Annotated in this window: 10 protein-coding genes; 4 read left to right on the forward strand and 6 right to left on the reverse strand. The window is 70.0% G+C overall.

Annotation, left to right across the window (positions count from 1 at the left end; all coding sequences use genetic code 11):
• Positions 1-60 precede the first annotated feature (60 nt).
• On the forward strand, positions 61-1,308 hold the full coding sequence (locus tag ACFOSH_RS01385) for an alpha/beta hydrolase fold domain-containing protein (protein ID WP_378236718.1): 1,248 nt from the start codon (positions 61-63) through the stop codon (positions 1,306-1,308).
• A gap of 53 nt (positions 1,309-1,361) precedes the next feature.
• Here ACFOSH_RS01385 and ACFOSH_RS01390 read toward each other — a convergent pair whose 3' ends face one another.
• The 3 genes from ACFOSH_RS01390 to ACFOSH_RS01400 all read right to left on the reverse strand — a co-directional run bounded on the left by ACFOSH_RS01390 (position 1,362) and on the right by ACFOSH_RS01400 (position 7,516).
• Complete coding sequence (locus tag ACFOSH_RS01390) at positions 1,362-2,546, reverse strand: SWIM zinc finger family protein (RefSeq protein WP_378236719.1); 1,185 nt, start codon at positions 2,544-2,546, stop codon at positions 1,362-1,364.
• Positions 2,546-5,311, reverse strand: a complete 2,766-nt coding sequence (locus ACFOSH_RS01395; protein ID WP_378236720.1) for a DEAD/DEAH box helicase — start codon at positions 5,309-5,311, stop codon at positions 2,546-2,548. The genes ACFOSH_RS01390 and ACFOSH_RS01395 overlap by 1 nt, the downstream gene beginning before the upstream one ends.
• A gap of 129 nt (positions 5,312-5,440) precedes the next feature.
• Positions 5,441-7,516, reverse strand: coding sequence for an acyl-CoA dehydrogenase family protein (locus ACFOSH_RS01400; protein ID WP_378236721.1), 2,076 nt, complete (start codon positions 7,514-7,516; stop codon positions 5,441-5,443).
• Positions 7,517-7,673: 157 nt separating this feature from the next.
• Between ACFOSH_RS01400 and kstR the strand changes: the two genes are divergently transcribed.
• Positions 7,674-8,321: a cholesterol catabolism transcriptional regulator KstR gene (gene kstR / locus ACFOSH_RS01405; RefSeq protein WP_039796120.1), complete on the forward strand. Its 648-nt coding sequence runs from the start codon at positions 7,674-7,676 to the stop codon at positions 8,319-8,321.
• Positions 8,322-8,515: 194 nt separating this feature from the next.
• On the opposite strand, the gene ACFOSH_RS01410 is transcribed toward kstR, so the two are convergent.
• Genes ACFOSH_RS01410 through icmF form a run of 3 tightly spaced genes read right to left on the reverse strand, consistent with a single transcriptional unit; the run spans position 8,516 to position 13,627 of the window.
• Positions 8,516-9,505 (reverse strand): TIGR03557 family F420-dependent LLM class oxidoreductase, encoded by a 990-nt coding sequence (locus ACFOSH_RS01410; protein ID WP_378236722.1) that lies wholly within the window; start codon positions 9,503-9,505, stop codon positions 8,516-8,518.
• Positions 9,502-10,347 carry an LLM class F420-dependent oxidoreductase gene (locus ACFOSH_RS01415; RefSeq protein WP_378236723.1) on the reverse strand — a complete coding sequence of 282 codons (846 nt, stop codon included), beginning with the start codon at positions 10,345-10,347 and terminating at the stop codon, positions 9,502-9,504. Before ACFOSH_RS01415 ends, ACFOSH_RS01410 begins: the two co-directional genes overlap by 4 nt.
• A 43-nt stretch (positions 10,348-10,390) precedes the next feature.
• Entirely contained in the window at positions 10,391-13,627 is a 3,237-nt protein-coding gene (gene icmF, locus ACFOSH_RS01420) for a fused isobutyryl-CoA mutase/GTPase IcmF (protein WP_378236724.1), read from the reverse strand.
• Positions 13,628-13,762: 135 nt separating this feature from the next.
• Between icmF and ACFOSH_RS01425 the strand changes: the two genes are divergently transcribed.
• Positions 13,763-14,101, forward strand: coding sequence for an ArsR/SmtB family transcription factor (locus ACFOSH_RS01425; RefSeq protein ID WP_378236725.1), 339 nt, complete (start codon positions 13,763-13,765; stop codon positions 14,099-14,101).
• Complete coding sequence (locus tag ACFOSH_RS01430; RefSeq protein ID WP_378236726.1) at positions 14,094-14,747, forward strand: DUF899 domain-containing protein; 654 nt, start codon at positions 14,094-14,096, stop codon at positions 14,745-14,747. The genes ACFOSH_RS01425 and ACFOSH_RS01430 overlap by 8 nt, the downstream gene beginning before the upstream one ends.
• Positions 14,748-14,913: the final 166 nt, after the last annotated feature.

The raw sequence follows: 14,913 nt of genomic DNA on the forward strand, positions 1-14,913 counted from the left end.
CACCTTAAGTGAACTTTGCAACCGGTTCTAGGCGGTCACCCGACGGTAGGATCGGTGCCCATGCAGCCGAGTTTCGTCGTCCGCCAGGCACTCCAGCTCGCGCTCACCGCGAACGCGCTGAAGCCGCCGAGAGGTGCCCGGACGGCGGTCCCGGCGTTCTTCGCGGGCTGGCTGACCGGGGAGCTCGCCCCGCATCTGCTCGCGCTCACCGCGGCCGACGCGGCGGCCCACGTCGCTCGGCACCGGGGCGGATCGAGCAAGGCCGGGCTCGCGCTCGCGGCGGCGTCGGCGGCCGGGCTGGGCGCGCTGATCACGCAGTCCCAGCGAGCCCGCGGCGAGATCGAGACAGCGCTGGCCGAAGGCATCGGCGAGGCCTACGCCGGCGAGCTCGGGCACCCGCCGAGCCCGACCGACCTCGCCACCCCCTGGGGCCAGCTGGCCATGCCGTTCCGCATGCGCGACCCGGAGGTCCGGCGGACCCGGAACATCGCCTACGCGCCCGGCGGGAAACGGTTCCTGCTCGATGTCTACGCCCCGCGCGAGCCGGTCACCGGCGCGCCGATCCTGCTGCAGGTGCACGGCGGCGCGTGGGTCATCGGCAACAAGGACCAGCAGGGCCTGCCGCTGATGCTGCACATGGCCAAGCGCGGCTGGATCTGCTTCGCGATCAACTACCCGCTCTCCCCCGCCGCCCGCTGGCCGGCGCATATCGTCGCGGCGAAACGCGCGCTGGCGTGGATCCGGGACAACGCCGAGTCCTACGGCGGCGACCCGTCGTTCGTCGCCGTCACCGGGGGTTCGGCGGGCGGGCACCTCGCGGCGCTCCTGGCCTTGACCGCGAACGACCCGGCGCTGCAGCCCGGCTTCACCGAAGCGGACACGAGCATCCAGGCGTGCGCCCCGCACTACGGCGTGTACGACTTCGCCGCGACCAGCGGGCGGCGGTCCAGCCAGACCCGGCTGAAGACGCTCATCGCCCGGCACGTCTTCGAGGCGGACAGGGATCCGGTGAACTTCCTCGACGACTACATCGCGGCGTCACCACTGGACCGGATCACCGAGGACGCGCCGCCGTTCTTCGTCATCCACGGCGTCCACGACTCGCTGGTGCCGGTGGGCGAGGCCCGCGAATTCGTGCGGCGCCTGCGGGAGAAGTCCCGGCGGGAAGTCGCGTACGCGGAGATCTCCGGCGCGCAGCACGCCTTCGACGTCTTCCCCTCGATCCGCAGCGCGCACGTGGTCCGCGGGGTGGAGCGGTTCCTGGAATGGAGCCACCGCACCCACCCACCGGCGCGATTCGTCCTCTAGTTGCGGTAGTTGCACGAGCAAGGACCGCAACCAGAGGACGAAACGCGGCGGGTCTAGGGTGGGTAGATCACGTCCGTCGGCCGCGCGGACGGCGGGCCGTCGACCCGCCAGCCCTCGCCGTCGCGCACGAAGCGGTACCAGCGTTCGTCACGGCCGTAGCGCAGTTGGAGGCCGCCCTGGGTGATCCGGTTCCGCCAGATCTTCGGCGCACCCGGCAGGCCCGATTCGGCGAGGTCCGCCTTGGCCTGCGCGAGCGGCGCCTGCCCTGGCGGCCAGACCTCCCGGACCACCGCCATCCCGCCACGGCCCGCCTCACGCCACGCCTGCGCCCAGACGGCCAGATCCCGCACCCCGACCCCGGCGGCCTCGGCGAGCTCGGCGGCCGCGCCCGGATCGACCGCCGCCGCCCGGCGCGCCAGGTCCTCCTCGAACGACAGCTCCGCTTCGCGTTCGGGCCCCATGACCAGCAGCTCCCAGGCCCGCGCGGCGGCGTCGGCGGCCAGTTCCGCGAACGTGTCGCTGCTCCAGCCCGTGCGATGCGGCGGATCGAGGTCCAGGACCGCGGGCGGCCCGACCGTGCCCGGGACGGCCAGTCGCGGCGGCAGCGCGGCGATCCGCCGGGTGTAGGCGCGTTTCGGGTCCACCCCGGGCGCGGCGGGGGCACGCACCCGCTTGCCCGGCTCGCTCGCGGGCGCCCGGCGGGCCCGCAGTTCCGCGAGGACGGCTTCCCTCGGCCTGCCCCGCAACAGGAACAGCACGAAGGGATCGGTGTCGACCTCGTCGGCGACCAGGTAGTACACCGCGGCGACGTGCTTGCACGGGTTCGCGCTGTCGGGACACGAACACTTCGGGCGCAGGTCACCGGGGCCGGGCAGCAGATCCGCGCCGGCGGCCCGCGCGTCCTCGGCCAGCTCGCCGGGCAGTTCGCCGTCGAGCAGGGCGGCGACGTGCCCGAGCCGGGAACCGGCCATGCCGAGCAGGCTCTCCCACTGCGCCTCGGTGAACGCCCGCATGTGGATGGTCACCCGGTACGGCACCGCCCGGCTGCCCTGCACCCAGGCCGTCACCTCGCCCGCGCCGACCACGAGCTTGCTGACCGTGCCCTTGCGCGCGTACGTGCGCCCGCGCGGCAGCCGGTTCGGGTCGAGGCTGGCGCGCTCCTCCAGGGCCTCGACCCACGCCGCGCCCCACCACGTGTTGCCGAAGGTGCGCCGTTTCCGCCCGGTCACGCCGGGCATCAGGTCTCCCCGAGCCGGACGAGGTCGGCGAGTTCGTCGTCGGACAGTTCGGTGATCCAGTTCTCGCCCGCGCCGATGACCGCGTCGGCCAGCCCGCGTTTGGTCTCCAGCACCGTGGCGATGCGCTCCTCGAGCGTGCCTTCGGCGATCAGCCGGTGCACCTGGACCGGCCTGTCCTGCCCGATCCGGTACGCGCGGTCGGTGGCCTGGTCCTCGACCGCCGGGTTCCACCAGCGGTCGTAGTGGATCACGTGGGTGGCCTTGGTCAGGTTGAGCCCGACGCCGCCCGCCTTCAGCGAAAGCAGGAACACCGGAACCTCACCCGCCTGGAACCGGGCGACCATCTCCTCGCGCGCCTTGGGCGTGCTCGACCCGGACAGCAGCATCGTCGGCAGCCCGCGTTCGGCCAGGCGTTTCTCCAGCAGGCGGCACAGCTGGACGTACTGGCTGAACACGAGCACGCTGTCGCCCTCGTCGAGGATGACGTCGAGCAGTTCCTCGAAGGCGGCGAGCTTGCCGGAACGGCCGTGCAGCGCGCCGGGTTCCTTGAGGTACTGCGCCGGATGGTTGCAGATCTGTTTGAGCTCGGTGAGCAGCTTGAGCACCTGCCCGCTCCGGGCCATCCCGTCCAGCTCGCGGATCATCGCGAGATTCTCCCGGACCACGGCCTCGTACAGCGTCGTCTGCTCGGCGGTGAGCGGGACGAACCGGTCGGTCTCGGTCTTGCGCGGCAGTTCGGGGGCGATGTCCGGGTCGGTCTTCTTGCGGCGCAACAGGAACGGCCGCACGGTCGCGGCCAGCCGTTCGGTCGCGGCGGTGTCCCGGTCGCGTTCGATCGGGCGGGCGACCTTGCGGCGGAACCCGTCGAGCGAGCCGAGCAGGCCCGGCGTCGTCCAGTCGATGATGGACCACAGTTCGGTGAGCCGGTTCTCCATCGGTGTCCCGGTCAGCGCGACCTTCGCCGCGGCCGGGATCTTCCGCAGTTCCTTGGCGGTGACCGAGAGCGGGTTCTTGACGTGTTGCGCCTCGTCGGCGGCGATCATCCCCCAGTCCACTTCGGACAGTGTCGCGCGATCCCGGCGGAGAACGCCGTACGTGGCGAGCACGACCTCGTCCGGCGCGACCTCGTCGAGATGCCGCCCGCCGCCGTGGAACCGGCGCACCGGGATGTCCGGCGCGAACCGGGCGAATTCGCGTTCCCAGTTGCCCAGCAACGACGTCGGGCACAGGACGAGCGTGGGCCCCTCCCCGCGCGGACGCCGGTGCAGATGCAGGGAGATGAGCTGGATCGTCTTGCCCAGCCCCATGTCGTCGGCGAGGCACGCGCCGAGACCGAGCCCGGTCATCGTCGCCAGCCAGGCGAGACCCGCCTTCTGATACGGCCGCAGGGTGGCCTTCAGTTCGGCGGGCTGCTCGATCGGCTCCGCGGCGCTGTCACGGATGCGCTGGAGCAGGTCCGTCAGCGCCGACGGGGCGGTGAACTCGACCTTCTCGCCGTCCAGCTCCAGTTCGCCGGTGAGCGCCGCGGCCAGCGCCTCGGCCCCGGACAGCTTCTTCGTGCGATGAGCACGCACCTTCGCGATCAGGCGCGCGTCGACCTTGACCCATTTGCCCCGCAGCCGCACCAGCGGCCTTTTCGCCTCCGCGAGCGCGGTGACCTCGTCGTCGGTCAGTTCCTCTTCCCCGAGGCTCAGCCGCCAGCGGAACTGCAACAGGCTCTTGAGCGTGAACGCGGGCCCGGTGACACTGCCCGGGGCCTGCGTCGCGCTCGCCTTCGCCTTGAGCTCGCCCGAGAAGAGGTCCTTCGGCCACTGCACCTCGATGCCGGCGCCGCCGAGCGCCGCGTCCCCGTGGGTCAGCAGGTCGACGACCTCTTCGTACTCCAGCGCCAGCTCGGTCGGCGCGGCCGACTGGAGGATGCGGCCGAGCGGCGCCCACGCCCTGGCGCCACGGCGCAGGCCGAGCAGCAACTGCGTCTCGACCTGCTCGCCCATCCGTTCCAGGACGGCTTCGGGCGCGTCCCACAAGGTCGCCGCCTCGACGATCAAGCTCGGATCGACGGCGCTTCGCACGGCGAGAACGGCCGCGAAAGCGGGCTCTTCGTCGGGGTGCTCGGGCTCGTACACCTCCATGCGCAGGACGAGATGCGCGCCCTGTGCCTGCCGGGCGCTCAGCTCCGCCAGCCACGCGGCACCGTCCGGCCCGACCAGCGTCGGCTCGGCCGAGGCGAACGCCGGACCGCCCGCCGCGACGCTCGCGGCGGGCGTGCGGACCAGCACGTCCGCCGTCGCGTCCCAGAACGCGCGGATCAACGACTCCGGCGAGTGCAGCCGGATCCGTTTCAGCCCGGACAGCGGCAGCGCGTGCGCCTCGGGCGGCAACGCGGCGGCGAGCCCGCGCAGCATCTCCTCGTCGGCGACGTCGAGCGGGCCGACCCGCCACGAGTCCACCCCTCCGGGTGAAGCCGCAGGAAGCAGCCTGCCACGGGCGATGAGGTTCACCCCGGCCTCGGCGACGGCCGACCACGCGGCGATGGCCGGGCTCAGCTCGCCGTCCGCCGTCAGCAGCCGCGGAATCGCGCGTGACAACGGGACGAGCGCCGCGTCGACCTTCGTGCGCCGGAAGACCTTTCCCGCCGGCAGCACGAGTTCGATCGCGGTGTCACCCGCTGTGCCGTCTCCCCAGAGCGCCAGCACACCGTCCCGCGGGGGATCCGAGGGGACGAAGGTGGCTTGGGTTCCTGTGCCGAACTCCACGCCCCGCACGCTAGAGCACGGGACCGACAGGCTGCGGGCAGCGGTGCTATGAAAGGTCCTTTCCTTGCAAATTTTGCAAGGAAAGGACCTTTCATAGCACGCCATAGAGCCGTGACCGGGACTTTCACGACCCGGCTCTCAGGACCGTGGAAGTCCCAGCAGCCGCTCGGCCGTCAAGGACAACAGCACCTGGGTCGTGCCGCCCGCGATACTGAGGCACCGGGTCAGCAGGAACTCGTGCTGCGCGGGGTCACCGGCCACGAGGGCGTCCTCGCCGAGCGCCTCCAGCGCGAACTCCGCCACCGCCTGCCGGTGCCGGACGCCCAGCAGTTTGCGCACGCTCGACTCGGCGCCCGGGTCCTGACCGTCGAGCCGCCGCAGCGTCGCCCGCAGGTCCAGGACCGAACACGCGCTCCCGTCGGCGATCAGCGCGCCGAGCCGCTCCCGATCCGCGTCATCGCCGAGGGTGGCCAGCAGGTTTTCGACGCCCTCCCCCACCGCGGACCCGCTGCCGAGGGCGACGCGCTCGTTCGCCAGCGTCGTCCGCGCGAGCCGCCAGCCGCCGTCGACCTCGCCGACGACCATGTCGTCCGGGACGAAGACGTCGTCGAGGAACACCTCGTTGAAGACGGCGTCGCCGGTGATCTCGCGCAGTGGCCGCGTGCTGATCCCCTCGGCGGTCATGTCGACGAGGAAGTAGGTGATCCCCTTGTGTTTCGGCGCGTCCGGATCGGTGCGCGCGAGGCAGATCGCCCAATCGGCTTCGCGCGCGAGCGAGGTCCACACCTTCTGGCCGTTCAGCAGCCAGCCGCCGTCGGTCCGCCGGGCCGTCGTGCGGAGCGACGCGAGATCGGAGCCCGCCTCGGGCTCGCTGAACAGCTGGCACCAGGTGATTTCGCCGCGCAGGGTGGGCGCGGCGAACCGTTCGCGCTGGGCCGGGGAACCGTGTTCCAGCAGCGTCGGCACGGCCCAGGCGCCGATGACCAGATCGGGGCGGCGGACGCCCGCTCCGGCGAGGGCGGCGTCGATCCGCAGTTGTTCGGCGGCCGTCGCGCCCCGGCCGTACGGCGCGGGCCAGTGCGGGGCCAGCAGTCCCGAATCGGCCAGCGCGACACGCCGTCCCGGCTCCGGCAGGGCGGCGATTTCCCCGACCAGGTCACGGAGTCCGGCGTCTTCCCCGACCTCGACGCTCAACGTGCGGCGGTCTCCGCGCAGCGCGAGTTCGGCGGCCCGGCGGCGCCAGCGGGCGGACCCGCCGAGCCACTGCCGCAGGGCCACGGCGCGGCGCAGGTAGAAGTGCGCGTCATGCTCCCAGGTGAAGCCGATCCCGCCGAGGATCTGGATGCAGTCCTTCGCGTTGGCCACGGCCGCGTCGAGGGCGAAGGCCGCGGCGGTCGCGGCCGCGAGGGCGTGCTGCGCGGGGTCTTCGGCCGCCCTCGCCGCGTCCCACGCGAGCGCGTCGGTGGCTTCGGCGCGGCAGAGCATTTCCGCGCACAGATGCTTGATCGCCTGGAAAGACCCGATGGGACGGCCGAACTGCTCGCGCACCTTCGCGTACTCGACGGCGGTCCGAAGACACCACCGGGCGATCCCCGCGGCTTCGGCGGCACCGAGCGTGGCGGCGTAGGCATCCACTGGCAGAGCATCGAAAACCGCCTCGGGGCGCACATTCGCGCACCGGACACGGCCGACCGGCCGAGACACGTCGAACGGGTCGCACTCCTCGATGTCCGCTCCGGACGTCCCGGGTGGAATGAGCGCGGAGACGTCGCCGTCCGAAACCAACGTCCACGCCGATGGGTGAACGTCGAGAGCCGGGCCCGACTCGCCGTCGACGACCGAACCGGAGACGCGGAAACCCGGGCCGAGTACCACCGCCAGCCGTTCGGTCCCGTCCGCGAGACCGGGCAGGACCTCCTTGGCGGCCTGGGGAACCGTCGCGAGCAGCGCGCCGCCCAACGCCGTCCCGAGGACTGGACCAGGCACGAGCGCTTCGGCCGCTTCGGCGAGCCCGGCGGCCAGATCGGCGAGCGTGCCGCCTGCACCGCCGACGTCTTCGGGAATCGCCACGCCGAACAGGCCGAGTTCCGCCAGCCCTGGTGGCGGTTCGGCGATCCGGCCGCTCCGGACGGCGTCGACGGGGCGGGCGGAAGCCGCCCAGGCCCGGATCGACGCGGCCAGCGCCGCCTGTTCCTCGGTGAGCGCGATCGACACGGGTGGGACCTCCTCGCGGTGACCTACCCGCGAGTGTAGAACGTGTTACAGTTTCTTGCCCAGTGGGTCACGTCTTGAACAGTTCGTCCGCTTAGGTACGCTACGCGGGGAAAGTGGAACAAGTTCCGAAGATCGTTCGATGAAGGGGGACGTGGCGATGCCAGGGAAGGCCAAGGCGCCCACGAGCGCGAAGGCGCGAAGCGGCAACGGTCTCTCCGCTCTGGGCGGCGAGGAACTCGGCTCCGCGGCACAACGCGACCGGCGGCGCCGCATCATCGACGCGACCCTGACGCTCGCCGCGAAGGGCGGGTACGACGCGGTCCAGATGCGGGCGGTCGCCGAGAAGGCGGACGTCGCGCTCGGCACGCTGTACCGCTACTTCCCCTCGAAGATCCACCTGCTGGTTTCCGGGCTGGCCAGGGAATTCGAACGCGCGCAGGAGAAACTCGACCGCGCGACCATCCCCGGCGACACCCCGAGCGAGCGGCTCATGGTCGTCCTCGGCCGCAACACCCGGCTGATGCAGCGAGACCCGCACCTCACCGAGGCCATGGTCCGCGCCTTCATGTTCGCCGACACCACCGCGGCCGCCGAGGTCGAGCAGGTCGGGCGGCTGATGGAGAACATGTTCGCCAAGGCCATGGGCATCGAGGACCCGACCGAGGCCGATCGCGACATCTTCCACGTGATCGCCGACGTCTGGATGGCGAACCTGGTCGCCTGGGTGACCCGCCGCGCCTCCGCCGCCGACGTCGCGAACCGGCTGGAGCTCTCGGTGCACCTGCTGCTGGACAAGAACGTCTGACAACCCTCGTGAGTGGCAAGGAAGGCTAGAGTCAAGGGCGTCTTAGGTACCTACCGGATTCTGGCTACGGTTGATCGCAGGTTCGGTCCGTGAAGGCCTCCTTCCCTACCCTGAAGGTAGGGAAGGAGGCCTTCACGGACTTCAGGCGAGTGGCAAGGACGGCCAGGACCAGCCTTACCACTCACGAGCGCGCGTTACGCGGTCAGCTTCGGCAGCACGTCCCGGCCGAAGGTCTCGATGAACTCGTCCTGGTTCCGGCCCACGTTGTGGACGTAGATCCGGTTGAAGCCGGCGTCGACGTACTTCTGCAGTGCCGCGCGGTGCACGTCCGGGTCGGACGAGACGACCATGCGACCCTCGAAGTCCTCACGCCGCACCAGTTTCGCCATCTGCGCGAAGTCGAACGGCGAGCGGATGTCGGCCTTGGGGAACTTCATGCCGCCGTTGGGCCACTGGTCCATCGCGTTGGCCCACGCCGTCTCGTCGTCCTCGGCCCACGACAGGTGCACCTGCAGCAGCTTCGGCATCGAGTCCGGGTCCTTGCCCGCCTTGCGCGCGCCGGTGCCGAAGTTGTCGAGGATCCCCGCCAGCTTCTCGATCGACGCGCCCGGCGTGATCAGCCCGTCCGCGAGTTCGCCGGTCTTGCGCGAGGTGTACGGGCCCGCCGACGCGATGTAGATCGGCGGCGGCTCGTCCGGCAGCGTCCACAGCCGGGTGGTGTGGAGCTTGAAGAACTCGCCGCTGTGCTTGACGTCCTTGCCGGTGAACAGCTTCCGGATGACTTCGAGCGCCTCGAACATCCGCCGCACACGCTCGGGCGCTTCGGGCCAGTAGCCGCCGACGATGTGCTCGTTGAGCGCCTCACCGGAGCCGATGCCGAGCCAGGTCCGGCCGGGGTAGGTCGCCTCCAGCGTCGCCGCGGCCTGCGCGACCATCGACGGATGCAGCCGGAACGACGGGCAGGTCACGCCCGGCCCGAGGTCGCCGGTGGTGTTCTCCGCCAGCGAGGCGAGCACGCTCCAGACGAAGGAAGCTTCACCCTGTTGAGGGACCCACGGCTGGAAGTGGTCGGCGGCCATCTGGCCGGAGAATCCGTGCTGCTCGCCGAGCGCGGCCAGCCGGATCGACTCGCGCGGTGAGAACTGCTCGAGCGCCGCGGCCAAGCCGATTTGAACCTCAGTCACGCCTGCTGCCCCTTTCGAAAGCTCTCGGCGACCTTCGCGTACTGGTCGAGTCGCTCCAGTGTGGCCGCTTCGGGCTCGGTCGGCAGGAACAAGGTGGCCTCGTCGACGCCGCCCTCCACCAGGTTGCTCAGCGCGTCCTGTTCCGGGGAGGCACCGAACGCCGAGAACTTGACGTCACTCCGGCCCTGATCGGCCAGCCACTGGCGCGCCCGGCGGAGTTCCTCGGCCGGGGTGTGGGCGTGCGGCAGCCAGCCGTCACCGAAGGCGGCGATCCGCCGGAGCGCCTTTTCCCCCGCGCCACCGATGTAGATCGGCGGATGCGGCTTCTGCACCGGCTTCGGCCACGCGAAGATCGGGTCGAAGTCGATGTGCTTGCCGTGGAACTCGGCCTCGTCCTTGGTCCAGATCTCCTTCAGCGCGGCGAGCTGTTCGTCGACGAGCGCGCCCCGCGTCTTCGGGTCGGTGCCGTGATTGCGCATTTCCTCCCGGTTCCACCCGACGCCGACGCCGAACATGAACCGGCCCCGTGAGACGAGGTCGAGCGAGGCGACCTCTTTCGCCGTGTGGATGACGTCGCGCTGCTGCAGCAGCACGACCCCGGTGCCCAGTTTCAGGTTCGACGTGGCGCCGGCCGCCGCCGTCAGCGCGACGAACGGATCCAGCGTCCGGTAGTACACGCGCGGCAGCTCGCCGCCGCCCGGATACTGCGACTCCCGGCTGACCGGGATGTGCGAATGCTCCGCGATCTGGAGCGAGCTGAACCCGCGCTCCTCGGCGGCGGCGGCGAGGACGTCCGGCCTGATGCCTTCGTCGGTGATGAAGGTGGCGATTCCGATCTGCATGTTCAGCAACTACCCGAACACGCCGCGCTATATTCCCGCGCCGCTAGACATTGCGCCGGTACTGCCCGCCCACCTCGAAGAACGCCTCGGTGATCTGGCCGAGCGAGCACACCCGCGCCGCGTCCATCAGCACGCCGAACAGGTTTCCGCCCCGGGTCGCCGCCTCGCGCAGCGTCTTGAGCGCGACCTGCGCGTCGGCGTGGTGCCGGTGCTGGAAGTCCTCCAGCCGGTTCAACTGCGACACCTTCTCGTCCTCGGTCGCCCGCGCCAGTTCGACCTCGACGTCGTTCTCGCCGCCGTGCGGGTTGCGGAAGGTGTTGACGCCGATGATCGGCAACGTGCCGTCGTGCTTCTGGCGTTCGTAGAGGATCGACTCGTCCTGGATCTTGCCGCGCTGGTAGCCGGTCTCCATCGCGCCCAGGACGCCGCCACGTTCGGAGATCCGGTCGAACTCCAGCAGGACGGCCTCTTCGACCAGGTCGGTCAGCTCGTCGATGATGAACGAACCCTGCAGCGGGTTCTCGTTCTTCGACAGGCCCCATTCCTTGTTGATGATCATCTGGATGGCCATCGCCCGGCGCACCGAGCTTTCCGACGGCGTCGTGATCGCCTCGTCGAAGGCGTTGGTGTGCAAGGAGTTCGCGTTGTCGTAGAGCGCGCACAGCGCCTGCAGCGTGGTGCGGATGTCGTTGAAGCTCATCTCCTGCGCGTGCAGCGAACGGCCGGAGGTCTGCACGTGGTACTTGAGCTTCTGCGAGCGCTCGTTGGCGCCGTAGCGCTCCCGCATCGCGACCGCCCAGATCCGGCGCGCGACCCGGCCCAGCACCGTGTACTCGGCGTCCATGCCGTTGGAGAAGAAGAACGACAGGTTCGGCGCGAAGTCGTCGATGCTCATCCCGCGCGCGAGGTAGCTCTCGACGTAGGTGAAACCGTTCGACAGGGTGAACGCCAGCTGCGAGATCGGGTTCGCCCCGGCCTCGGCGATGTGATAGCCGGAGATCGACACCGAGTAGAAGTTCCGCACGCCGTGGTCGATGAACCATTCCTGGATGTCGGCCATCATCCGCAGGCTGAACTCGGTGGAGAAGATGCAGGTGTTCTGCCCCTGGTCCTCCTTGAGGATGTCCGCCTGCACGGTGCCGCGGACGTTGCGCAGCGCCCACTCGCGCAGTTCGGCGGCCTCGGCTTCGGACGGCTCGCGGCCGTGCTCGGCCTTGAACGCCTCGACGCGCTGGTCGATCGCGGTGTTGAGGAAGAACGCGAGGATCGTCGGCGCCGGGCCGTTGATCGTCATCGACACCGAAGTGCTCGGCGACGTCAGGTCGAAGCCGTCGTAGAGCACCTTCATGTCCTCCAGCGTCGCGATGGAGACGCCGGAGGTGCCGACCTTGCCGTAGATGTCGGGGCGGGTGTGCGGGTCGTGCCCGTAGAGGGTCACGGAGTCGAACGCGGTCGAGAGGCGCTTCGCGTCCGAGTCGGCCGACAGGAGCTTGAACCGCTTGTTGGTGCGGAAGGGGTCGCCCTCGCCGGCGAACATCCGCGCCGGGTCCTCGCCCTCGCGTTTGAACGGGAAGACGCCCGCGGTGTAGGGGAAGTATCCGGGCAGGTGTTCGCGGCGCAGGAACGACAGCAGCTCGCCGGATTCGGTGTAGCGCGGCAGCGCCACGCGCGGGATCCGGTTGCCGGACAACGTGTCACGCCAGAGCTGGGTGTGCAGTTCCTTGTCGCGGATCTTCACGACCAGTTCGTCGGCGCGGTAGGACTCCGCGAGCACGCCGAAGCGCGCCAGCAGATCCGTCGACTCACCGTCCACATCGGACTCGGCGGCGGCGAGCAGCCCGTCGAGCGCGTCGGTGCTCGCGTCGACGGCGGCCAGCGCCTCCTTGGCGACGGCGAGGTGCTCACGCTTGCGGAGCGCGGCGACCTGCTGCTCCGTCTTGGTGTGGTAGCCGCGGACGGTGTCGGAGATCTCCGCGAGGTAGCGCGTCCGGTTGGCGGGGATGATCGTGCTGGCGTCGGTCGAAACCTTGCCCTCGGCCTTCGGGAGCACACCGGGCAAGACGGTCAGGCCGCGCTCGGCCAGGGTGTCGCGCAGGTGCTGGTAGAGCGCGGTGACGCCGTCGTCGTTGAACTTCGCGGCACTGGTGCCGTAGACCGGCATGTCCTCGGGCGAGGAGCTGAACGCCTCACGGTTGCGGACGAGCTGGCGCGCGACGTCGCGACGGGCGTCCTCGGCGCCGCGGCGCTCGAACTTGTTGATCGCGACGGCGTCGGCGAAGTCGAGCATGTCGATCTTCTCCAGCTGCGACGCCGCGCCGAACTCCGGCGTCATGACGTACAGCGACTGGTCCACGTAGTCGACGATGCCGGCGTCACCCTGGCCGATACCCGGCGTCTCGACGATCACGAGGTCGAAGCCCGCCGCCTTGCAGGCGAGGATCGACTCGGAGAGGCCGGTGGGGATCTCGCCGCTGGTGGTCCGGGTGGCCAGCGAGCGGAAGTACACCGGGCTGCCGTCGAGGCAGTTCATCCGGATGCGGTCGCCGAGCAGTGCTCCCCCGCCCTTGCGGCGCGACGGGTCGACGGCGAGCACGGCGATGCGGAGCTTGTCCTCCTGGTCCAGCCGGAACCGGCGGATCAGCTCGTCGGTGAGCGACGACTTGCCCGAACCACCCGTTCCGGTGATGCCGAGGACCGGCACGGTCCGCGACTTGGCGGTCTCGGCGATCTTGTCGAGCCAGCCTTGCGGCAGCGCCTCGCGCTGAAGCTGCGTGATGACGCGGGACAACGCCGGGATGTCACCCGAAAGCAGTTTGTCCAGCGAACCCGGCGACTGCGCGGAAAGGTCCGTGTCGCAGGCCTTGATCATCAGGTTGATCATGCCCGGGAGGCCCATTTCGTAGCCGTCCTCGGGCGAGAAGATCCGCGCGACCCCCCGCGAGTGCAGCAGGTCGATCTCCTCGCGGACGATGACACCGCCGCCCCCGCCGAACACCTTGATATGCCCCGCGCCGCGCTCGTTGAGCAGCTCGACCAGGTAGCTGAAGTACTCGACGTGCCCGCCCTGGTAGGCGCTGATGGCCACGCCCTGGACGTCCTCGGCGATGGCCGCGGTGGCGACCTCGTCGACCGATCGGTTGTGCCCGAGGTGCACGACCTCCGCGCCCTGTGACTGCAGGATGCGCCGCATGATGTTGATGGACGCGTCGTGCCCGTCGAAAAGGCTCGACGCCGTCACGAACCGAACGGGGTTCACGGGCCGGTGCAGGTCGCTGCTCATCCCTCCAAAATACTAGGACTTCCTACTGTTTTAAACCCACCCACTTGCGTGATGGCGCTCTCACTCGTGCTTGACAGATCAACTCGCACCAGTATATTCAACCGGAAGGTTAAACAACCGATTGATTGAGCAGCGATGACCACTGATCAGCTCAGCGCCACGTTCGCCGCCTTGGCGGACCCCACCCGGCGGGCGATCCTCGCCCGCCTCTCCACCGGCGAGGCCGGCGTCAACGAGCTGGCCGAGCCCTTTTCGGTCAGCCTCCAGGCCGTCTCCAAACACCTGAAGGTCCTCGAACGCGCGGGCTTGATCAGCCGGAGCCGGACGGCGCAGTGGCGGCCCTGCCGGCTGGAGGCCGCCCCGCTCGGCGAGGTCTCCGACTGGGTCGAGCGCTATCGGCACTTCTGGGAAGGCGGCTTCGACCGGATGGAGCAGCACCTGGCCGAGCTGCGGAAAGGCGACAAAGATGACTGAGACCACCACGCTGCCGGACATCGTCTCGCGAGAAGACTGGCAGATCGCGCGGGAAGCGTTGCTGGCCAAGGAAAAGGAGCTCACCCGGGCCGCGGACGCGGTCGCCGCCGAACGGCGGCGGCTGCCGATGGTCCGCTTCGACGGCGGATACGAATTCGAAGGTACCCAGGGCCGGGTCACGCTGCTGGAGCTGTTCGAGGGACGACGTCAGCTGATCGTCTACCACTTCATGCTGGCCCCCGGGCAGAAGGCGGGCTGCCCCGGCTGCTCGATGGTCGTGGATCACATCGGCCATCTCGCCCATCTGCACGCCCGCGACACCACGCTGTCCGTGGTCGCGCCGGCGACGCTGCCCGAGATAGAGCGGTACAAGGAGCGGATGGGCTGGACCATCCCGTGGGTCTCGACCCTCGACGGCTTCAACCCGGACTGCGGCATCGACGGCGGGTTCGGCATCAGCGTCTTCCTGCGCGACGGCGAAGACGTGTACCGGACCTACTTCACCACGGCTCGCGGCGGGGACCAGCTGGTGGGAACGCTGCGGTACCTGGATCTGACGCCGCTCGGGCGACAGGAGGCCTGGGAGGAGTCCGGCCGCGGGACGGACGGCCCTGGCCACTGGTGGAAGCGGCACGACGAGTACTGAGCCGCAATTAGTCCTCTGAATGCGCTTGGTGGCCGGCCGTGAAGGCCTCCTTGCCTACCCTCAGAGGCTGTTGCGTTTTCGGATTGGGGTTCGTTGGTGTTGGTGGGGCGGGGCCGGAGGCCCTGCCCCATCACACTGTCTGGGGCTGGGTGGTGGTGAAGAGGCG

Source organism: Amycolatopsis speibonae, assembly GCF_042647925.1.
Taxonomy (GTDB): domain Bacteria; phylum Actinomycetota; class Actinomycetes; order Mycobacteriales; family Pseudonocardiaceae; genus Amycolatopsis; species Amycolatopsis speibonae.

What these genes read in the sequence shown, in the direction of transcription:
- ACFOSH_RS01385 (WP_378236718.1), top strand. Translation starts at nt 61, where the DNA reads ATGCAGCCGAGTTTCGTCGTCCGCCAGGCACTCCAGCTCGCGCTCACC.
- ACFOSH_RS01390 (WP_378236719.1), bottom strand. Translation starts at nt 2,546, where the DNA reads ATGCCCGGCGTGACCGGGCGGAAACGGCGCACCTTCGGCAACACGTGG.
- kstR (WP_039796120.1), top strand. Translation starts at nt 7,674, where the DNA reads ATGCCAGGGAAGGCCAAGGCGCCCACGAGCGCGAAGGCGCGAAGCGGC.
- ACFOSH_RS01415 (WP_378236723.1), bottom strand. Translation starts at nt 10,347, where the DNA reads ATGCAGATCGGAATCGCCACCTTCATCACCGACGAAGGCATCAGGCCG.
- icmF (WP_378236724.1), bottom strand. Translation starts at nt 13,627, where the DNA reads ATGAGCAGCGACCTGCACCGGCCCGTGAACCCCGTTCGGTTCGTGACG.
- ACFOSH_RS01425 (WP_378236725.1), top strand. Translation starts at nt 13,763, where the DNA reads ATGACCACTGATCAGCTCAGCGCCACGTTCGCCGCCTTGGCGGACCCC.
- ACFOSH_RS01430 (WP_378236726.1), top strand. Translation starts at nt 14,094, where the DNA reads ATGACTGAGACCACCACGCTGCCGGACATCGTCTCGCGAGAAGACTGG.